This window comes from uncultured Boseongicola sp. (assembly GCF_937988555.1).
Taxonomy (GTDB): domain Bacteria; phylum Pseudomonadota; class Alphaproteobacteria; order Rhodobacterales; family Rhodobacteraceae; genus Boseongicola.
In genome coordinates this window covers 1-20945 of the sequence record NZ_CALJXO010000061.1, presented here as the reverse complement: position 1 = coordinate 20945, position 20945 = coordinate 1, and the positions used below count along the sequence as shown (strand labels likewise).

The following is a 20945-nucleotide window of genomic DNA, read 5'->3' as shown; positions in this document are numbered from 1 at the left end:
GTGCGGCTCAAGCGCGAGACCGGGTCGCTTGCGCCCAAGCCGCAGGGCAATCCTGGGCGCGGCAAGCTGACAAGTGTCAAGGATTGGGTACGTGCGCGGATCGCGGCTCAGCCCGATCTGACGATTGACGAGTTGACGGCGGAACTGGCCGTGGACCACGGGCTTATGGTGCATCGCTCGTCGGTCGGTCGGCTTCTACACCGGCTTGGGCTGTCACACAAAAAAAGACCTGCAAGCGCTTGAACAGAAGCGTAAGGACGTCGCCGACCTGCGGCACATCTGGATCACGAAGCGCCAGCCCTTCATGGCCAACCATCTGCAAAGGCTGGCATTCATCGACGAGACATCCGTCAAGACCAACATGGTCAAGACCACCGGATGGGCCCCGCGCGGGCAACGCCTGGTCGATCATGCGCCGTTCGGACACTGGCGCACGCAGACCTTTATCGGCGCTCTGCGACACGACAGGCTGGACGCTCCTTGGGTCCTCGACGGAGCCATGAACAGCGAGATGTTTGATCTATACGTCGAAACTCAGCTTGCCCCGACATTGCGTCCGGGCAATGTCGTCATTCTTGACAACCTGTCCAGTCACAAAAGCCCCGGTGCCGCCCGCGCCTTGAGCGACGTCGCTGCATGGTTCCTGTTCTTGCCTGCCTACAGCCCTGACCTCAATCCGATCAAGATGGCCTTCTCAAAGCTGAAAGCCCTGATCCGAAAGGTCGCTGCCCGAACATATGACCAGCTTTGGCAAGCCGTTGGCCACATCTGCGACCTGTTCAGCGACGAGGAATGCTACAATTTTTTCAAAGCTGCTGGATACGGAACCGATTAAACCCGACACGCTCTAGCGGCGATTTCTACGGTGATCATGATACAGAACAGAGCAGGCAATCGCGCAGTCTGGTTGGAAAGTCTCTAAGGTGCAGTCCGAAAAACGGATCTGCCGTCAGTCCGTTTCGGCGACGAAATGCCCATCAGACACCTGCAAGATTTGGTGGCGGATCACGTTATGACCAATGGGATGCAGAGGTGTCGGCACATCGTCGGAAATCCTGTTTTCCACCATTCGCTCAAATGATGGATCTGGGACAGGCACCGCGGCCATCAGCCGCCGCGTATAGGGATGTTGCGGATTGCCGAATACCTGCCCACGGCTGCCGATCTCAACGATCTGGCCCAGATGCATGACCGCGACGCGGTCAGAGATATTTTCCACCACCGCCATATCATGACTTATAAACAACATCGCGATGCCAAATTCGTCCTTGAGTGCTCGCAACAGGTCAAGAACCCGCGCCGGCACCGACACATCCAGCGCCGAGACGCTTTCGTCTGCAACAATCAGTTTCGGCGTGAGTGACAGCGCGCGGGCGATGCATATCCGCTGACGTTGTCCGCCTGAAAATTCATGAGGGTAGTTATCAAGCTGCGCCTCAGTCAACCCAACTTTGTCCATCAATGCAGCGGCTTGGGCGCGGCGACTGGCGGCGTCGTGCTCGCCATGAATAAGCAGTGGCTCTGCAATCTGTTCGCCCACAGTCATCCGGGGGTCCAGTGCTGCCATGGGATCCTGAAACACGATCTGCGTGACCGCACTCAGCCGCCTTCTCGTCTGTGCGGTCATGGTGCCAACCCGTTGCCCCGCGATATGGATCGCCCCCTCATGTGGCACGAGCCCGACGATGGCGCGTGCGATCGTCGATTTCCCACATCCAGATTCCCCCACAAGGGAAAATGTCTCTCCTGTCCGAATGTCAAAACTCACACTTTCCACCGCGTGAACCCGGTGTGTTACGCGGTTCAAGACGCCGCCTCTGATATCATAACGCACCTGAACGTCACGCAGATCGGCGATGACTGGTGCCTCTTTTCGCGATATAGGCACGCCGCCCTGGCCCATGCGCGGCACAGCTGCAAGCAAGTCACGCGTGTATGTCTGCTGCGGGGCAGCGAAGATTTGATGGACTGTGCCGGTCTCCTCGATCTGGCCTTGGCGCATGATAACGACACGGTCAGCCATTTCCGCAACGACGCCCATGTCGTGGGTTATCAGCAAAATTGCGGTGCCTTGCGCCTTTTGCAGATCGCGCAGCAACTCCAGAACTTCCCGCTGAACGGTTACATCAAGAGCGGTCGTTGGTTCGTCGGCGATCAGCACGTCGGGCTTTAGTGCAAGCGCCATCGCGATCATTACACGCTGTCGCATCCCGCCGGATAATTCATGTGGGAATTGGTGCATCCTGCGGTCGGGTTCTGACATGCGAACGGCGCGCAGGGCTGCCAGTGCTTCGGACCGCGCAGCGGCGCGGGATAGCGGCGCGTGGGCGCGGATTGCCTCGATCAATTGGGTTCCGATGGTCATGATCGGGTTGAGGCTGGTCATCGGTTCCTGAAAAATCATCGCGACACGGTTGCCGCGCAGCGCACGCAGATCTGCCTCAGGAAGGGTCGTCAGGGTTTCGTGGCCCAGCATAATACTGCCGCCTGACACCCGCACGGCAGGCGGCGGCAAAAGCCCCATGATCGCAAGCGACGTGATCGATTTCCCCGACCCGCTTTCGCCTGCCAGCGCCAACGTTTCGCCGCGTGCCAGCGTAAAGTTGATATTCTTGATAAGCGGCAAAGGACCGGTCTGGGTCTCCACCGAAACAGAAAGGTTTTGCACCGACAGGGTCGGCTCAGGAACGTCTGACGCCGGGGCGGCGTCAGACGGATGTTTAGCGGTCAGGTTCATTCAAACACGCAGCGCGGAAAGTAGAAGCTGACGACCCAATTTGGCATATCCACGATCTCAGATATCCGCAGGTCACCGCAGGTGCTGACCAGCATATAGGCGTCAACCGCCGCCATGCCGCGCGTGGCGCAAAGGAAATCGACCATGCTGGAAACCGCATCTCGGCTGGCGGTCATCAGGTCAGGACCAATGCCGGTTGTGACCTCATAGCCCTTGGCATCCAGATGCCGAGTGACAGGCCCAGGCGTGGTGAAGCGCGGCGTCTTGAGGTTGGCCCCTTTCACCAGATCAAGTTTCAGAACCACGTCCATCGGGCTTTCAATCGCAGTGCCGCAGACTTCACCATCACCTTGAGCGGCGTGGGTATCGCCGACACTGAACAGCGCACCTGCAACCTCAACCGGCAGATAGAGCGTGGTGCCAGCCGCCAAATCGCGAATGTCCAGATTGCCACCGACGCGCCGGGGCGGCACGATGGAATGCAGACCGAGTTCCGCCAGCGCATTGCCGATGGTCCCCGCAAAGGGTTTGAGCGGCACAGCCCCTTCCTTGCCAAACATTGCTGGTGCCATGCTATCTGGATCATATGTCCAGACATGCAGGGCAGGATCGGTGAACTGATCCGCCAGCAGACCAAAACCAGGGATATTCGCAGTCCAGCCCCAGCCTTTGCCGTCCTGCGCCTGCGGCGTAAAACTGTCGAGCGTGATTTTCAGCGCATCACCCGGTTCCGCCCCTTCGACCCAGATCGGGCCAGAGACAGGGTTGATTTTGCCGAAGTCTAGCGTTGCTACATCCGCCACGGTGGACGACGGGCCAAGCTGGCCCGCCGAACTGTCGTGGCAGTGAAATTTGATCGTCTGGCCCGGTTCCACCCGTTCGACCGGGTCAAATGAATTGTCCCAACCGAAATGATGTTGCGCGCCGTGGATCGTATAATCACAAGCCTTGCACATGGTCTTACTCGGTCACGTAGACGTAGTCGTAGTTCACCGGGATCGACACCGGATCAACATAAAGGCTGTCGTCACCGCCCATGCGTGCAGATTTCATCGTGTAGCGCTGTTCGTTGAACACCGGCACCCAAGGCGCTTCTTCCATCACCTTCATGTAGACGTCAGACCACATTGCCAGCCGCTCTGGTGCTGTCGGGTCCAGCATGCTGTCAGCGGCAGTCGCTTCGGCGTCGATTTCTTCAACACAGAACTTCGACCAGTTCCAGCCGCCTTCCTCTGCGCCTGCACAGCCCAGGATCGGACCAAAGAAGTTGGACGGATCTGGGAAGTCAGCAATCCACGCCATGCCGCCAGACCAGATCATTGGGGCGGTGCCAGCGCCGCCTGCTTCGATCACGTTGGCTTGTGCCAGCGATTGGATCGATGCGGAGACGCCAATCGACGCCAGATCCTGCTGAATCGCCTGTGCGATGCGCGGGTTGGGGTCGGTATTCATCACGAAAAGCTCGGTCTCGAACCCGTCAGCGAAACCCGCATCAGCCAGCATCTGCTTGGCAGTTTCGGGATCAAAGGCGTAACCTGCGTAACCTTCGGTATAACCAGGCATGGACGGTGGCAGCGGCTGTGTCGCTGGCACGGCGCGGCCGTTGATGATCTGGGTGATCCGGTCCTTGTTGATCGCCATATTGATCGCCTTGCGGACATCGACATTGTCGAGCGGAGGAATGGTGACGTTCAGGGTGATATAGCCGGTTTGCAACTGACCACCTTCGACCACGCGCGCGGCCTGTTCGGGATCGCCCATTACCTCTTGGAATTTAGCGGGTGGTATGCCGTCACCGGGCACGTCTACTTCGCCGTTCTGCAAGCGCAGCAGTGCCACAATGGGTTCCTGTCCAACCTCAAAGGTCACGGTGTCCAGATAGGGCAGCCCCGCGCGCCAGTAGTCGGGGTTCTTGGCGAACACCAACCTTTGACCGATGGTCCATTCGTCCAGTTTGAAGGCACCTGTGCCCACCGGCATCTTGCCAAAATCGCCGTTGGCGGCATCCACAGCCTCTGACGGGACGATGGAAGCAAAGTTTAGAGCCATAACATGCAGGAAGGTTGCGTCGGGGCGTGACAATGTGATTTCAACCGTGGCGGGGTCGATGACGGTGACCCCCCCCAGCGACGTTGTAGATCCATCTGCCATTGCGTCATAACCTGCAATTGCCCCAAAGAAGCCCGCGCCGGGTGACTGGGTGACTGGGTTGGTGACACGGTCGAGCGAGTATTTCACATCGTCCGCCGTCATCTCGCGCCCGTTATGGAACTTGACGCCGGTGCGCAGGTGGAAGGTGAAGGTCATGCCGTCTTCGGACACGTCATAGCTTTCAGCCAGACCGGGGCGCAATTCGGTAGTGCCGGGGGCGTAATCCATCAGCCCGTCGAACAGCGATTTGATCATCGACCAGTTCTGCCAGTCATAGCCGATAGCGGGGTCCAGAGTGGCGACATCGTCCTTGTATGTCACGACGATCCCACCGCCGGATTGGGCGTTGGGGTCCAGCGTTTCCTGCGCAAAGGCTGGCATCGCCATTGCCGCGATCAGCGCGGTGGATGTGAGTAGTTTTTTCATTGTCTTTCTCCTGTTAGTGGTTACCGAATTCGAATACGGGGGTTGATCAGTGGTGTGATCAGATCGGCCAGCAGATTGCCCAGCACGATGGCGCAGGCGGACACAAGCGTGACGCCCATTATGATCGGAATGTCTACGCGCTGGATCGCCTGCCATGCCAACTGGCCAATACCGGGCCAGCCAAATACACCTTCGACGATCACGATGCCGCCCATGAAAATGCCAATATCAATACCGATCATCGCGATGATCGGTAGGATCGCGTTGGGCATGGCATGGCGCAGGATCACGCGGCGCCGGGTTAGCCCTTTGGCGCGGGCGGTGCGGATGAAATCGGCGCGCAGCACTTCGATCATGCTGGATCGCATCATCCGCGCATACCAGCCAGACCCCAGAATGCCCAAGGTCAACGCGGGCAACACCAGATGGGCGGGCGTGCCGTAACCACCAATCGGGAACCAGCCAAGCTTCACAGCGAACAGGTAGAGAAGCAATAGTGCGACCACGAATTGTGGCGCCGACACAGTAACGAATGAGGTCATCATCAACCCACTATCCACCGCGCGCCCACGCCATAGGGCAGCAATGACGCCCATGGTCAGCCCGATCACCAGCTCCGCCCCGATCCCCGCCGCCATCAGCAGCAAGGATGCTGGCAAGCGCGCAGCAATCAGGGTTGCCACATCGGTTTTTTGCAAATAGCTGCGACCCATGTCGCCCTGCAACAGCCCGGCCATATAGCGCCCGTATTGCACGATAAACGGCTGATCCAGACCCAGTTGCGCCCGGATATTCGCCACCGTCTGCGGTGTCGCCGATCGGCCAGCGATCTGGCGCACTGGGTCGGCGGGCAGAACGTAGAGCAAAAAGAAGGTAATCAGCGACACGCCCAGCAGAATCAAGGCGGCCTGCACCAGTCGTCGCAGCATATAGCCCGCCATCAGTCCGACCCCCGCAGCGTTGGGTCCAGCACATCGCGCAGCGCGTCGCCGACGAGATTGAAAGCCAGCGCCAGCACAACGATGGCGGCGCCGGGAAAGAACACCAACCAAGGGGCGGCCTGAAAATAGGTCTGGTTTTCAAAGATGATGTTGCCCCAGCTTGGCGTGGGTGGCTGCACACCTACGCCAAGGTAGGACAAAGTCGCCTCAAGCAGCACAGTCGTCGAAATTCCTAGCGTGCCCCAGACGATGATCGTCGGCACGAGATGCGGCAGAATATGCTTAAACAGAATGCGCGCTGTGCTCGCACCCAACGTCCGCTCAGCGGCGATGAAATCCCGGGCGGTCAGGGCGGTTGTTTCGGTATAGATGACCCGTGCCGTTTGTACCCAGTTCACCATCGCGATCACGAACGCCACAATCCAAAGCGACGGCTGAAAGACGGCCGCAAGGCAAATGGCCAACAGCAGGGCTGGGAAAGCCATCATCAGATCGGTAAACCGCATCAGAACGGCACCAATCCACCCCTGAAAAAAGCCCGCTGTCAGTCCGACCACCGTCCCGATGATCAATGCGATCCCGTTGGCAACGACACCGATTATCAATGAGGTCCGCGCGCCATAAAGCAACCGGCTGAACAGGTCCCGTCCCAAAAGATCCGTGCCCAGCAGGTATTCGCCACCCGGCGGCAGTGGCTCTCCAAAGAGCGTCAGACCATCGAAATGCTGCTCGAACGGATCATAGGGCGCGATCCACGGCGCGAGGATCGACGCACCAAAAATAAGAATAACCAGCGCCATGCCCACTAGCGCCATCTTGCGGCGCCGCAGCCGCACCCATGCGCTGTCCGGGCGACGCGCGATGGATTTCATCGTCGTATCACTCATGCAGCACCACCCTTCGGGAAGCCTTGGGTTGGGCAGTTGATCCGGGCAAGAACACGGCTAGCGGCCTCTTCAAGCGAGATCCGCGCGTCCATCGCTTCGGCCCGCAGTGCCGCATAAGCGGCCTGTTCCGAACCGCTGCTTTCCATTAGCCTGACCACGGCTTGCACCACGGTCTGGCGCTCGCCCAGACGCCGGCGCAGATCGGCTACATTTGCCGCCAGCGCTTGCCGCGCCTCAAAGGCGTGGCTCGCAATCAACAACGCGCTGTAAACGCCGCTATCGCCGATAGGCTTCAAAATCTGCGCATTGGCGCCTGTAGACAGGGCCCATTCCACGCGACCCGGCGCCTCTGACCCGATCAATGCTATCAGTGGCATCGGAGCCTCGCCCTGCGTCCACGGAAACTGTTCATCGAACCCCATATCAGCGTCGAAGAACACGAAATCAGCGGCCAGTGCATCGGCCTGCAATTCCGGCCAGCAGGCGTCGACCTTCAGGCCGACGGCCTGCAACTGCCGCGTCAGCGCCGTCACGACCGGATGTGGGCGATGCAACACGATGGCATGCGCGCCACCCAGATCGACGGTCCGGACATTCCGCCTCATGACACGATCCGCAACTGATGGTGCGCCCCAACCGGAACCGGCCGCGTCAAATACGGATCACCCGGCAGCACGCCACCGTCAAAGACCACGCGAAAGGCGCCATCCTGGACCCGCGCGATCAGGACCGGTTGGTCGGTGTGATGGGTCTTGGCATCGATCCCGCTGTTCAGCCCCGCGGGCGATTGCAGCAAGTCCCCAATATTTAGGCTCTGTTCCGCAGTTCTGTCTTCCAGTAGGTCCGCCAAAGCCTGAACGGCACAATCCGCTGCCGCCTCGTGACTGCTACCGAAGGCACGGGGGTCTTGTCGAAAATAAGGACCGGTGGCGATCAGACCTTCTGCAAAGTCAGCGATTTCGCCAAGTTCGCATTCAGTCAAGTTGCACGACAGAACCGGACAATTATCTGGCCTAAATCGAGCATCGCTTTCACCAAGGGCGGCATAGGCTTTGAGGAACGCATATGACGATGGCCCGATCAGGGAATTGAGGATGAAATCGGGTGCCGTGGCACGAATTTCGTCAATCATCCTGTCCACATCGACGGCGCCAATCGGCAGATAGCGTTCTCCTAGCACGTCGCCGCCAGCGGCAAGGATCGTCTCGCGCGCAAGGCGATTCATTTCCCAACCCCAGATATAGTTGCTGCCAGTCAGAAAGCCTCGTCGCCCATATGTCGGGAATGTCCAATTCAGCAGTGGCAATAGGTGCTGGTTCGGACAGGAATGAAGATACACAACATGATCCGATGCCTCGAATCCCTCATAAGGAACAGCATACCATAAGGTTCCGCCGTATTTTTCCAGCGTCGGGATGACCTCCTTACGGCTCCAAGAGGTGACGCAGCCGATGATATGGCGTGCTGGAGTCTCGGCCAGGATTTCCTCACACAGCGGACCGTATAGATCCACATTGCCACCGGGATCGCGCGATACCGATTCAAATGCAATCGACCGCGTGGGATCTGCATTAAGCCGCGCGATGGCATTTTCCGCGCCTGTCAGGCATGCCTCGCTTATCCGGGCATAGCTGCCACTGCGGGAAAAAAGCAGGCCTAGTGTTACGATGCGTTTCACAGAAGTCCCCGATAAAACAAACAACCCCGTCCTGTGACGCCTTGAAAACAAGGCGAACAGATCGGGGCGCGAATGCCGAGTAATGTTTAGCTAGATTGACGATAAAGGTGTAGCGGCTCCTCACGACAGTCAAGATCTTTATGCGTACTGGCAGATCTTTCCAGGAATGAAGACAGAGAGCTTAGAAAATAGACAAATTTTTCATAATTTTTTCCAAATTCGCTCTTAACTGCCACAAAATATATTGGCCATTCTCTGGACGTTATTGAATTCGGTAGAGATTGGGAAGGCAGTGCGAATATCTTCTTCGCCCTGGTACGACATTGCCGTGGACTAACCTGGACGTTTGATAGACCAAGATACATGTGTGAAGTTCCACAACTAATTCTGCTCTGGGCTCGAACCGGACCGCTGCGACGCAGCATCCTCAGCTATGTGCGTCGCCCCATGTTTGCAAGCAAACCACTGTCAGGCAGCGGGTGTGAATTCTCGGCCCGGTTGTTGAGCCAGCGCCCTGTTTCCTGGCGATCTGCGTTGTCGATGACCTTCATCGCGGCGCCGTAAGACCGCAGTAGATCGGTCACGATGACATGTGGTTGGCCAAAGCGCTTCATTGTTTTCCTGAATTTCAACGCCGCTTTGCGGTCGCAGCGCTTGGCAACATAGCTTTCCAGCACCTCACCTTCGTGATCTACAGCTCGCCACAGGTAGTGCGTTTCACCGTTGATCTTCACAAAAACTTCGTCCAGATGCCATTGCCAATTCGAATGAGCACGCATCCGATTGACCCGGTTTTCACGGATTTCAGCGGCGAACATTAGGCCAAATCTGTTCCACCAGAACCGCACCGTTTCGTGGCTGACGTCGATCCCGCGCTCGTGCAGCAGGTCCTCGACATTCCGAAGTGAAAGAGGAAAACGGACATACATCATCACCGCCAGACGGATGATTTCCGGACTTGTCTTGAAATAGCGAAATGGGCTGCATTTTGTCATCCGACCAGGCTACGAAAACACCCTGCCCGGCTCAAGCCGGTTTTATCTGACAGTGCCCCCTGCCCGTCTCAACTCAAATCCTTCTGACAAAACCGCGAGGGCCGCCCAATTAAGACGACCCTCAAAAAACGGCATTTACCGTTCAACTACGCCTACTTCAGTGAAGCAATAAACGCATCGACCTCGTTCAACGACATGTACTCGACCTCGTCTGTGCCGCTTTCCGAGAACGACCAAACAACTGCAGGAGCGGACACGTCGCCGTTGCCATCAAAGCGCACGTTGCCTGTGGCCCCTTGGAACATCACCGTTCCGCCACCAGCAAGCACCTCTTTCGCAGCTGCAAAGCCCGCAGTATCCGCGCTGACCGGCGTGCCGTTCGGATCAGTGACCTTGGCGATCGCTGCGGCAACATCCGCACCCGACGCGTCCTTACCAGCCGCCTCCATCGCCAAAAGAGCTATCATCGCCGCGTCATAGCTGTTTGCCAGACCGGGGCCGTTCGGCTCAGAGTCAAACCGCTCCAAGTAAGCTGCACGGAAGGCATCGGCACTGTCCGAACGTGGCGAGGCCGTATCGGTGCCAAGTGTCGAGCCAAGGTACTGCATGCCGACATTATCGCGGAATTCATCAGATTTAAGCGAATTGGCAAGGATCATGTTCTGGGTCCCACCAAGCGAGATCCACTCGCGGACTGCGGCTGTGCCCTCGGCCGGATAAAGCGCGAGGTAAAGCGCTTCGGGCTGGCTGCCCAGCGCCTCCGTCACTTCCGCACGATAGCTCGGCTGTCCGTCATTGACCGCAACCGAAGATGTTACCTCGACGCCAACGGCAGCAAAATCAGCGGCGATCAAGCGGGCCATGTCCTGCCCCCAGTCGTCGTTTTTGTACATGACGGCCACGGTTTTGTAGCCTTGGTCGGCGGCGACCTTGGCACCCACTGCGGACTGTACGCCGGTGGTGGCAAATGTACGGAACCACAAACCCTTGGTCTTACCCTCTTCGGCCAATCCAGTGAACGCGGTTGACGAGGAACAACAGGACATCTGCAGTACACCGCTCGGCACAGTCACTGACGTCAGGATCGGCATCGACACGCCTGAGGACACGGCGCCCAGCAGCACGCTGACCCCGTCAAGATCGACAAGCGCCTTAGCCGCATCCACGCCCACTTTGGGGTCCACTTGAGTGTCACGCAGCACCATTTCGATCTGACAGCCCGCAACACCACCAGCGGCATTCACCTGATCAACAGCGAATTGCGCGGTTTCGGCAATGGGTCGGCCCCAGTCAACTGACGTGGGCAACACGGCTCCGATCTTGGTTGTGCAATCTTGTGCGTGCGCTGTGCCGGACATCATCGCCAGCCCCAGAGCAAGGCCCAGTACGCCCCCTAAATTCTTGAATTTAAACATATTCCTTCTCTCCCTACTCATTCGATGGGGGGTTTCCCCTTTGTGAGACGACAAGCCGTTCCGGCAGCAACCCTTGTGGCCGCCACATCAACATGCCGACTATGACAGACCCGATCAGTATGAATTGAACCGAGCCGGTGTAAAGCTGTGCCTCAACGGGCGCAAAACGTGACAGCGCCCAACCCGAAGTCGTCCACGCGCCCCAGATAAGAAACGCTCCGAAAATCGCGCCCTTATTATTGCCCGCGCCGCCCACAATTAGCATCGCCCAGATTTGGAAAGTCAACGTGGGCAGCACATCTTGCGGGCTGACAAAGGCGTAAAATGTGCCGTAAAGCCCACCGGCCAGACCAAGGATCACGGAGCCGGTGATGAAGGCCGTCAGTCGAATTTTTGAAGGGCTTTTGCCAAGGGATTGCGCGGCTTCTTCATCCTCTCGGATCGCGCGCAACAGGCGTCCAAAGGGTGAGGAGACAAGGCGTTCAAGGAATAGATAGGTGGCGATCAGGATCAGCAGGACGACTGCGAAGAACAGCAGATTGTACAGGAAACCGTCCCCCAAGGCCGCGCGCAGCGGCCTCTCGAACCCACGAACGCCCTTGGCGCCGCCTGCCAGCCATTCCGCGTTGCGCATCAGGTTCTCGAAGGCAACGGCAACGCCAAAAGTCGCTATGGCCAGATAATCGTGCCTGAGACGCAGGGTCAGCAAGCCAACCACCCACGCCATCAGCCCCGCCGCCACCATTCCGCCTAGCAATGCGAACGGGTAGAACAGACCAAAGCCCCCCAGATGACCGGCCTGTGGCGTGCCGCCCAAAATCAACGTGCCGTAAGCGCCCGCGCCGAAGAACGCGACGACACCGCCGTTGAAAAGCCCGGTGTTGCCCCACTGCAGGTTCAGCCCAAGCACCGCGATGGCAAGGATCGACGCGGTCGTTGCGAAGAACACAAGGTATGAGACCACGCCGATCATGCCCGCGCCTCGCCGAAAAGCCCGTTGGGGCGGATCATCAGAACCAAAAGGATCAGCAGAAACGGCACTGAAGGCGTATAGCCGGACGGCAGCACGACCAGCGCCATATTGCCCGCAATGCCCACAATGAAACCACCCAGAACGGCGCCGTAGACGCTGCCGATCCCGCCCACGATCGTGGCGGCGAATATTGGCAAGACGAGGTCCCGCCCCATCACCGGGATCAACTGGTGGCTCAGACCGTAAAACACACCAGCCACGGCGGCCAACCCGCCGCCAATCAGCCAGACCCACATGATGGTGCGTTGCAGGTTGACGCCGTTAACCTGCGCCAGCGACGGGTTCTCGGCCACCGCGCGCAACGAATAGCCAAAGGTGGTACGCGACAGTATCAGGTGCAGGATCAGCATCAATATCAGAGCGGCGATCAGGACGAAAACTTGATCAGGCTTCACAAGGATCAAAGGATCGCGGCTCAGGACCATGGCAAAGGCGATGTCGCGGGAATATAGCTCGGGACTTAGACCGAAGATCAGACCGATTACGTTACGGATCACCAGCGCCATGCCAAAGCTCGCAAAGACCATCGAAAGCTCTTGCCCCTTTTCGCGCACGCGTTTGAAAACGAGCCGGTCGATTACTAAAGCCGACAGCCCTGTCAGCACCATCGACGCGAAGATTGCAAAGATTAGGGCAAAGGTCAGCGAAAGTGGTGCAAGTTTCACCGCAAATACGGGCACAAGGTTTGAGACCAGCGCGTCAAAAACCAACGCCACATAAGCGCCCAGCGACAATAGCTCGGCGTGCGAAAAGTTGGCGAACCGCAGGATGTGCATCACCAGCGTCAGGCCAATTGCGCCCAGCGAGATGTAAGAGCCGGTCAGCACCCCGTCGATCAGGTTCTGGATCATGCGGCGCCCACCCGCCTGCCGCCAAGGTAGATCTCTCCTACGACCTTGTCGTTCAGCAATTCGAGCGCCGCCCCGTCCACCTGATTGCGCCCCTCGGCCAGAATGAAGCAATGGTCGGCCAGCCGAAGCGCCTGCTTAACGTTCTGCTCGACCAGCAGGATCGAAACGCCATCAGCAGTGAGCGCGCGGGCATGTTCCAACACCTCTTGTGCCGCCTTGGGCGACAGTCCGGCAGAAGGTTCATCCATCAGGATCAGGCGCGGGCTAGAGGCGAGCGCCATGGCGATTGCAAGGAACTGCCGCTGACCGCCCGACAGGGTGCCCGCCTTGTCTCGATGTTTGTCGGCCAGTGCAGGGAATTGTTCGAACAAACGGGCAAGTGCGGCTGTCGCATCGCCCGCTCGACGCAGGGCAAGGTCAAGATTTTGACGAATGGTCAGACTGCGAAAGATGTTGTCGGTTTGCGGGACATAGGCAATTCCGCGTTCCGAGATCTGATCAGTGCGAATGCCGGTTATATCATTGCCATCAAATGTAATCTTGCCACCACTGACAGGGATCAATCCGGCAATCGCCTTGATCAGCGTTGATTTGCCCGCCCCATTTGGCCCGATGATCAGAGTGATCTGCCCAGCTTGCGCCGTCAGCGCTACGTCTCGCAAGATGGGCAAATCAGGCACGTAGCCAGCGGTAACATCACTAACCTGAAGGATTAACTCACTCATCCGTAGTCGCCCCCAGATAAGCATCCAGCAGCACCGGGTTGGCCAAAGCTTCGTCGCTTGTGCCCTCGAAAATCACGCGTCCGGCGGCCAGCGCAATCACCGGATCGCAATGGCGCATGACGAAATCCATGTCGTGTTCAATGATCACAAAGGTGGTGCCTTGCCGGTTAAGCTCTTCAATCTTGCCGATGAGGGTTTCTGTCAGAACCGGGTTCACACCGGCAGCAGGTTCATCAAGCAGGATCAGCTTGGGATCGCCCATCAAGACGCGCGCCAGTTCAAGCAGCTTCATCTGACCGCCCGAAATCTGTCCCGCCGGATGGTCGGCAAGAGCCCCAAGTGTAACGAAATCCAGCACCTCCAAGGCCTTGTCGCGGATGCGCCGTTCCTCATCGCGCATGTGGGTGCGAAACAGGAATGGTCCCGTCACGGTCTCGCCGGTCTGTCCCGGCGGCGCGAGCATAACGTTTTCCAGCACACTCATTCGCACGAAAGGACGTGGGATTTGAAAGGTGCGCCCCAATCCAAGCGAAAACAACTGGTTGGGCGGCAGGCCACTGACATCGCGGCCTTCCAGCCGCACCGTACCGCCATCCGGCTTCAAAGCGCCGGTCAACAGATTGAAAAGTGTAGATTTCCCCGCACCGTTGGGGCCAATCAATCCAGTCATGGAACCACGGCGGACACGCAAAGACACGTTGTCCACAGCTTTCATCTGACCGAAGCTACGACTTAGGCTGTGAACAGAAAGGATCGCGTCATCCACTCCCAAGCACCTTGTCGTCAGGCTTGGTGTTCAGGTTGTATTTCATTATCCGCCCGTGCCGTCCGTTGCGGTCGCGTTCCAAAGCAAAGACCGACCCCTGAGGTCCTGGCGCAGCGGCCAGAACCGCCTGGATAGCAGCCTTGTCTTCGCCATCTATAGCGAAACGAAACACCTCAAGTGTTTGCGGCAGGTGCCGGGCATAACGCGCGCCCACGATGGCAGCGGCGACCCGAGGTTTGTCCAGCACCCAACGGGTGGCAACGCTGGAAAGCGAAACGCTGTGTTTGTCGCCGATTGACTTTAGCACCCTCAAGAGGCGCTGAAAAGTTTCCCACGATCCAAACTCGTCGATGATCAGACGGTATTTGATCAGACTGCGGTTCTCGAACTCGAACCCCGGGTCGGGCTGGTCCAGCCAACGCTCCGTCAGAAACCCGCCCGCCAAAGTACCGTAGCAAAGAAGTTGCACATCGTTCGCCAAGGCCCAATTCGTCAGTCCATTCTCGGGCCGCCGGTCCAGCAGGGAATACTGCACTTGCGTCGAAACCACGTCGAAGCCCGTATCAAGAAATGGCTGCGTTTCGGCCGCATCCCAGTTCGTGACGCCCAGATGCGCAACTTTGCCCTTCTCTTGACACCGCTTCAGCACCTCAAGCCCCACCTGAGGATTGCCCAAGGACACATCCCACCAAAAGAACTGCACTAGATGAAGCTGTTCGATCTGCAACCGCTTCAGCGACCGGTCGATGATCGCCTCGACATCCTTGGCCTGAATGTTCTCCAGCAACCCCAAATCCGGCACTAGCTTGGTGTGCACCCGCACCCGGTTCGCAACCGCGGCGCCGCGCCGCGCACGAATGTCGCCAATGAAATCGCCGATCATCTCTTCCACACCGACGTAAATATCCGCGCAGTCAAACGTGGTGATCCCAGCGTCCAGAAACGCCTCCATATCGCGCACCGCGTCCGTACGTTCCACGGGTCCGTGATCGCCAGCCAATTGCCAGCCGCCCTTGATCACACGCGAAATGGCATAGCCCGGGCGCAGCTGAATGGTGTCCAGACTCATGACTTGTCCGCTTGCCAATAGGCTTCGCCGCGTGCTTCTAGCAGGCCCGTTGTGGCGGCATGAGTGAAGCGACGCTTGCCCAGTCGCGTGATCCTGAACCGCCCGCCACAATGGGGATCGGGACAGGCAACTTCGGCATCCGTGCTAACCCAATCGTTGGGATCTGTCATCCGCTGCTTGACCGGCAAGAGAGGAAGCACCGCGGCCAGCGCATACATCGAAATGTGCGTTCCGGGTTCGAACACCAAAGTTTCTCCTTCCACCCGAAAGCTGTCGCCCTCTATGTGGCGGCAAACCGGCGTTCGGCCGTCCAGGACGGTCTCGACTTTCAAATCGTACAGCCAGAATTCCCCGGTCTTGCCTTGATCCATTCCCGTCCTTCTGCTGGACTGTCCCCAACACCTAGTCTTATCTGGGTAGGTTATCGAATGTGGCCTGGCTCACAAGCCCTTTTCGCCTGAAGTCACTTGGAAGCGAGGACGCCTTATGACCGCCCAAAACCGCCCAGACCGCCTTCGTCTTTCCGACAAGTTGGAGATTTCGCGCGTTCTGACAGGCCTCTGGCAGGTCGCCGACATTGAGAAGAACGGTGACACCATTGATCCCGAAGCGGGAGCCGATTGGCTGGACGCCTACGCTCAGCGTGGGTTCGACACCTTCGACATGGCCGATCACTATGGCAGTGCCGAGATCATCGCCGGACGTTTGCTGGCAAGGGGCGGAGCGCCGCGTCCGCTGGCTTTCACCAAATGGTGTCCAATGCCAGGCCCGATGACCCGCGACGTTGTGCGCGCCGGTGTTGAAAATCGGCTGACGCGCCTCGGTGTGGACTGCGTCGATCTGCTGCAATTTCATTGGTGGAGTTTTAAGCACGCTGCATGGCTTGATGCCCTGCACGAGCTTGCAGAGATGCGCAGCGAAGGTCTGATCGCCGAAATCGGCGTTACCAACTTTGACTCAGCACATCTGCAAATCGCCCTATCCGATGGCGTCCCGCTGTTGACCAATCAGGTATCTTTCTCGCTGGTTGACCGGCGCGCAGCAAATCAACTGTCCGCCCTTTGCGCTGCCACCGACGCCAAGCTTCTGGCTTACGGGACACTGTGCGGCGGCTTCCTGTCAGACCGTTGGTTGGCACAGGCCGAACCGAAGGACATCCCCGATTGGTCGAAAATGAAATACAAGCGTTTCATCGACGTGACCGGCGGCTGGGAGGCTTTCCAAGGCATTCTGTCCGCGGCGAACACGATTGCACAAAAACACAATATCTCGATATCAAACGTCGCCACACGATGGGTGCTGGAGCACCCTGCCGTCGCTGGTGTCATCGTCGGCGCGCGCCTTGGCGAACGCGTGCATACGGACGACAATCAGCGGCTCTTTTCGTTTGCATTGGATCGCGAAGATCACGACAGACTGGATGAAGCATTTTCAGCCACCCGCCAGGTGCCCGGCGATTGCGGCGACGAATATCGCAAACCGCCATTTCTGACGGCAAGCGGCGATCTCAGCCACCATTTGGATTCCATGCCAATGCTCCACAAGGCTACCGATGCGCCGCATCGCGCCGGCGGTAGGCAGGTTCTCAGCGGATCGAAATGGGAAGATATTGCGGGATATGCGCGCGCACAGAAGATCGGCAATCGTATCCTTGTCTCAGGCACGACGGCCACGGCTGGTGCTGACCGGGTTGTGGCTATTAACGATGCCGGCGCGCAAACGACCTACACTATCGACAAAATCCTGGCTGCGCTTGAAACCTTGGGGGCTTCTGTTGAAGACGTTGTGCGCACGCGCATTTATGTTGTGGACGAGGCCGACGTCGAAGCGGTTTCACGAGCACACGGGCTGTATTTCTGCGACATCAAACCGGCAAATACTTTAATTGTAGTTGCGGGATTGATTGGTGGATACCGCGTCGAAATTGAAGTCGAGGCGGTCAGCAATGACTGATAAACCCATTCGCAATTCGGAAGTTCTAAGCCGGAATGCGCGCGCACTCGACCTGGCGACCTAACCGAAGCGCGTCCACATTTGGAAACACTTTCGGAGGCTGGGGCGAAGCTGGTATTGATGTTATCACTCTGGTTGTCGAGAAATGGCTCCAAAAGCACGTCATGTGGGTCTTGGAAGAGTCGGGCACCGAGGTCCGCGACGCGATCGATGCATTCTTAGCTAATGTGCTGACTGACTGAAGGCCAACACCGCGCAGCCAAATTACCAGATACGCCGTTCTGCAAAGACTACGCGCTCTGACAGAGCTTTGCTTCGGCGGCTAGGCCGACAATGGGTTCAGGTTTTTTCTGCTGAACGCGCGCGCATTGCGCGAGTTCCAGTTCAGTCCCACAGCGGACAATATTCCCTTTACCACAACTAATGTACCAAAAACGATCGTTTGTGACACGACGATAGTGGCCAGAACTCAGCCATTGCGTGCAAAAGTGAAAGACATCCAATGGCGACCCAGAGCCCAAAGGTGCGCAAAACGGCAGCAGCACGGAAGGGAGGGCGTTCTACTTGGGAAATGCCGGCTTATTTTTCGGACGCGTCGTAGATTGCCGCTGCTTCGCAATTTGCGAATTCGAACGCGACATCGGCATAGGTTCGTGCTTCCTGCGCATAGTCGATCGCGGAATTGGCGAACACCGCCGCTTCGTTTGCAAACCGGCTGGTGTTGGTGACATAGGAATTCAGTGCGGCAACCCAAGTCTCGACGGCCGTGCCATAGGCGGTGATCTCGTCCCGAGGGCAATTCTCCTGCTCGGGCCCGGAAAGTCCGCGCAAGCATTCAGGAAGCACCGGTCGAAGCGCGGGATCAGGTGGCGCGGGCAGGATCGTGTAAAATTCAGGCGGCGTTGCCGCAAGACTGTCGGCCGCGCAATCCGCAAGGGCGGGCCCTGCCAGAAGCCCCAGGAGGACGACGATGCCAAGGCTGTTCGGGGCCATTTTTTGTCTCTCGTTCTGAATAGTTCCGGGGCATACTATCCCCAGCTCAGATCCTCAACAACTCAGGAAACTTCGTTTCCGACAGCCACAGAGTTTCGCGCGACATCCAATTCGCAGGACCCTGATAGGTGCAGGTGGTCAAAACTGACTGGCTCACATGACCTGATCTGCCAAAGGCTGCTTTGTCCCTGTGAGTTCAAAGGGTGGTCGCAACACTTTAGTCTTTTTGGAAAGATGGAGTGTTAAGCATGAAGTATCGTCAGCGGACATTTTATACGGCTCAACAGAAATCGGAGATGTGGGGTCGATGGCAGCGTGGAGAGCCACTGAGTTCAATTGGGCGGCGTTTTGACCGTGCATCGTCATCGATGGCTACAAAGATTGACGTCTATTTTTGTGATCCTCAGTCACCCCTCTCGGCAGATTGCTACGCAATCGCCTGCCGGGCAATGCGTGGCAAAGAGGGAGTAATGAAAACACCAATCGACTTCTTCGCCAGTACTTCCCGAAAGGCATTGATACATCGGGCTTTAGCCAAGCACAGCTGAGCGCAGTCGCTCGCCAGCTCAACGAGAGGCCTCGAAAGACCTTGCAATATCAAACCCCAGCAGAGAAATTTGAGGCGTGTGTTGCAGCAACCCGTTGAAACCACACGCGCATAGCAGACATCGGCGAACCCCGCAGCGAAGGTCTGCTTTCCGCCCCTTGTGTCGAGCGACACGACCGGCCCATTGCTGACCTTGACCGAGGGTTGCGATGCTGCGCCGCAGCTTCTCTGAAGCGGACCTTCGTACATTTTGCAGGCATTTCAATTCATCTAAGTCTGCAGTGCGGACGAAGTCGGCATGTCTTGAAATACCGGAAAGGGGAGCGTTTTGTCATCGAAGGACGCTAAACTGCCACCCAACCCGGCTCAAGCTAGATACCTCTGACAGGACCAGTCATGATCGTTCCATCCAATAGATGCACACTGAAAGTATCGTCCGGCAGTGCCTGACTGTAGTGAGCCAGACCCTGGAAAAGCCTGCGGTCACTGTCAGAACTCTCCGTCAGAACGGACGCGTCAAGGCGTGTGTAGACGTCCAAGCGGCCTGAGGGCACTCCGGCCAACTGCCCACCGTGCTCAAGCGCATAAAAGTCCTCCATAGCCAAACGCGCAGGGATTGAGCCGGACATCTCGGGCACACAAGAGCCTATCCTAGCCAGGATTTCCGCCAGCGTAGACCCTTCTAACGATGCGCAGAACGCCTCAGGCCAGTCTTGCACCAGAAAGCGCGTCCCAATGAGGCCCGCAAAATGCAGAGCCAAGAAGCTGTCGTAGTTATCGCTCTGAGCCAACTGCGACATTGGTTGTTCCGCAATGTAGTGCCCGAAGGCAGCATTAAACCCTGAGACCGACCCCAACCGAAGTGTTTCTATCCGAGCCTTTGTACCTTGCAAATCGACCAGTTTGAACGCCGCAGGAAAACTCGCCGTTGAAGGCACAGCGACATTTACCAGCCAATCATCTCCGACGGTCTGAGCACCAGTGCGGTTGATGTGCCAGTGCCCGCTGAAATGCAGTCCCATCCGAGTGCGCGCAAGCGCATGCGCCACGTCCAAAGTTGGCATGACACGTTCGGCCAACCCGCGCGGAACCCCACAAAGCACATCACAAGCCGGAAAGTGCGACATGGACAAAAGCTGCTTACCTGACGCCCTTGCGCGACGGGAGACATCGCTGATCCAGTCAAGCAGCCAAGCCTTGTGTCGCGATACGGCAGTCCAGCCCTCATTTCCAAAGTCACGCCATCCACTTTCGTTCGGCAAATAGACGTTTGCATCAATCGCCAGGATCCAAAGCCCTTCTACCGGCTCAACAAGATAAGACAGATCCGGCAATTCCACGGGGTCCCTTCCTGCCCGAGACACCATGCCAATGCGGCTTGCCAATTCATCTGACGAGCCAAAAGGAGTTTCCCAGTGCAGGTCGTCCGAATGGCGACAAAATCCGAACCCCGAGGCGTAGTTAAGAACGTCAGCTTGCCCGATCTGGAACATTTCTGGTGCGAAGCGTGCCGTCTCGTCAGATTTGTCGCCCGACACCGCAAAGGTCGTTCCATGGGAACTGACCATCTCCTTTCGCAAGGGCTTGCCATCGCCACACCACTGGTCATGGTTGCCCGGTGTCAAAAAGAACCGCATGTTATGTCGTTGAGAATAACGATCCAACACTTTCGCAGAAGCACGCCAATTAGGAGCTTGGCCATCGTCGGTCAGGTCTCCCGCTATCATCACGAGACGGACGCCTCGCTCGACCAGAATATCCAGTGCGCAAACCAAGGC

The 20945-nt window shown here is 57.8% G+C and carries 18 protein-coding genes and 3 pseudogenes; 4 read left to right on the top strand and 17 right to left on the bottom strand.

The features are described from left to right. Both Q1B15_RS03745 and Q1B15_RS03740 read left to right on the top strand, forming a co-directional pair. Window positions 1-243 (top strand): annotated as a pseudogene (locus Q1B15_RS03745) (IS630 family transposase); the annotation flags it as partial. After that, complete coding sequence (locus tag Q1B15_RS03740; protein WP_299750351.1) at window positions 206-835, top strand: IS630 family transposase; 630 nt, start codon at window positions 206-208, stop codon at window positions 833-835. The pseudogene Q1B15_RS03745 and the gene Q1B15_RS03740, both read left to right, overlap by 38 nt. Before the next feature lie 114 nt (window positions 836-949). Here the strand turns inward: Q1B15_RS03740 and Q1B15_RS03735 are convergent, their stop codons facing one another. From Q1B15_RS03735 to Q1B15_RS03665, 15 genes and pseudogenes are all read right to left on the bottom strand, one after another. After that, complete coding sequence (locus Q1B15_RS03735) at window positions 950-2737, bottom strand: ABC transporter ATP-binding protein (RefSeq protein ID WP_299750349.1); 1788 nt, start codon at window positions 2735-2737, stop codon at window positions 950-952. Next, a complete protein-coding gene (locus Q1B15_RS03730; RefSeq protein WP_299750346.1) occupies window positions 2734-3693 on the bottom strand; it encodes an acetamidase/formamidase family protein in 960 nt (319 codons plus the stop codon). The genes Q1B15_RS03735 and Q1B15_RS03730 overlap by 4 nt, the downstream gene beginning before the upstream one ends. Window positions 3694-3697: 4 nt before the next feature. Then, window positions 3698-5314, bottom strand: coding sequence for an ABC transporter substrate-binding protein (locus tag Q1B15_RS03725; protein WP_299750343.1), 1617 nt, complete (start codon window positions 5312-5314; stop codon window positions 3698-3700). 20 nt (window positions 5315-5334) lie between these two features. Then, on the bottom strand, window positions 5335-6255 hold the full coding sequence (locus Q1B15_RS03720; RefSeq protein ID WP_299750340.1) for an ABC transporter permease: 921 nt from the start codon (window positions 6253-6255) through the stop codon (window positions 5335-5337). Then, window positions 6255-7142: an ABC transporter permease gene (locus Q1B15_RS03715; RefSeq protein ID WP_299750337.1), complete on the bottom strand. Its 888-nt coding sequence runs from the start codon at window positions 7140-7142 to the stop codon at window positions 6255-6257. Before Q1B15_RS03715 ends, Q1B15_RS03720 begins: the two co-directional genes overlap by 1 nt. After that, on the bottom strand, window positions 7139-7747 hold the full coding sequence (locus tag Q1B15_RS03710) for an ANTAR domain-containing protein (RefSeq protein ID WP_299750334.1): 609 nt from the start codon (window positions 7745-7747) through the stop codon (window positions 7139-7141). Before Q1B15_RS03710 ends, Q1B15_RS03715 begins: the two co-directional genes overlap by 4 nt. Then, the gene (locus Q1B15_RS03705) at window positions 7744-8820 is read right to left on the bottom strand and encodes a transporter substrate-binding protein (RefSeq protein ID WP_299750331.1); all 1077 of its coding nucleotides are present in this window, start codon (window positions 8818-8820) and stop codon (window positions 7744-7746) included. The genes Q1B15_RS03710 and Q1B15_RS03705 overlap by 4 nt, the downstream gene beginning before the upstream one ends. Before the next feature lie 470 nt (window positions 8821-9290). Continuing rightward, window positions 9291-9815 (bottom strand): annotated as a pseudogene (locus Q1B15_RS03700) (IS6 family transposase); the annotation flags it as partial. A 152-nt stretch (window positions 9816-9967) separates the two neighbouring features. Then, the gene (locus tag Q1B15_RS03695; RefSeq protein ID WP_299750328.1) at window positions 9968-11230 is read right to left on the bottom strand and encodes an ABC transporter substrate-binding protein; all 1263 of its coding nucleotides are present in this window, start codon (window positions 11228-11230) and stop codon (window positions 9968-9970) included. A gap of 13 nt (window positions 11231-11243) precedes the next feature. Continuing rightward, on the bottom strand, window positions 11244-12203 hold the full coding sequence (locus Q1B15_RS03690) for a branched-chain amino acid ABC transporter permease (RefSeq protein WP_299750325.1): 960 nt from the start codon (window positions 12201-12203) through the stop codon (window positions 11244-11246). Then, window positions 12200-13114: a branched-chain amino acid ABC transporter permease gene (locus Q1B15_RS03685; RefSeq protein ID WP_299750323.1), complete on the bottom strand. Its 915-nt coding sequence runs from the start codon at window positions 13112-13114 to the stop codon at window positions 12200-12202. The genes Q1B15_RS03690 and Q1B15_RS03685 overlap by 4 nt, the downstream gene beginning before the upstream one ends. Beyond that, complete coding sequence (locus Q1B15_RS03680) at window positions 13111-13839, bottom strand: ABC transporter ATP-binding protein (RefSeq protein WP_299750320.1); 729 nt, start codon at window positions 13837-13839, stop codon at window positions 13111-13113. Before Q1B15_RS03680 ends, Q1B15_RS03685 begins: the two co-directional genes overlap by 4 nt. Further along, on the bottom strand, window positions 13832-14605 hold the full coding sequence (locus Q1B15_RS03675; RefSeq protein WP_299750318.1) for an ABC transporter ATP-binding protein: 774 nt from the start codon (window positions 14603-14605) through the stop codon (window positions 13832-13834). Before Q1B15_RS03675 ends, Q1B15_RS03680 begins: the two co-directional genes overlap by 8 nt. Next, window positions 14598-15674 carry an aldo/keto reductase gene (locus Q1B15_RS03670; RefSeq protein ID WP_299750315.1) on the bottom strand — a complete coding sequence of 359 codons (1077 nt, stop codon included), beginning with the start codon at window positions 15672-15674 and terminating at the stop codon, window positions 14598-14600. The genes Q1B15_RS03675 and Q1B15_RS03670 overlap by 8 nt, the downstream gene beginning before the upstream one ends. Beyond that, entirely contained in the window at window positions 15671-16045 is a 375-nt protein-coding gene (locus Q1B15_RS03665) for a TIGR04076 family protein (protein ID WP_299750312.1), read from the bottom strand. Before Q1B15_RS03665 ends, Q1B15_RS03670 begins: the two co-directional genes overlap by 4 nt. Window positions 16046-16160: 115 nt before the next feature. Here Q1B15_RS03665 and Q1B15_RS03660 point away from each other — a divergent pair, with 115 nt between their 5' ends. Next, window positions 16161-17627, top strand: coding sequence for an aldo/keto reductase (locus Q1B15_RS03660; RefSeq protein WP_299750308.1), 1467 nt, complete (start codon window positions 16161-16163; stop codon window positions 17625-17627). A 579-nt stretch (window positions 17628-18206) separates the two neighbouring features. Here Q1B15_RS03660 and Q1B15_RS03655 read toward each other — a convergent pair. Further along, entirely contained in the window at window positions 18207-18620 is a 414-nt protein-coding gene (locus tag Q1B15_RS03655; protein ID WP_299750305.1) for a hypothetical protein, read from the bottom strand. A 365-nt stretch (window positions 18621-18985) separates the two neighbouring features. Between Q1B15_RS03655 and Q1B15_RS03650 the strand changes: the two are divergent. Further along, window positions 18986-19266, top strand: a pseudogene (locus tag Q1B15_RS03650) (hypothetical protein); the annotation flags it as partial. A gap of 272 nt (window positions 19267-19538) precedes the next feature. Here Q1B15_RS03650 and Q1B15_RS03645 read toward each other — a convergent pair. Further along, on the bottom strand, window positions 19539-20945 hold a 1407-nt coding region (locus Q1B15_RS03645; RefSeq protein ID WP_299750301.1), incomplete at its 5' end, for a metallophosphoesterase.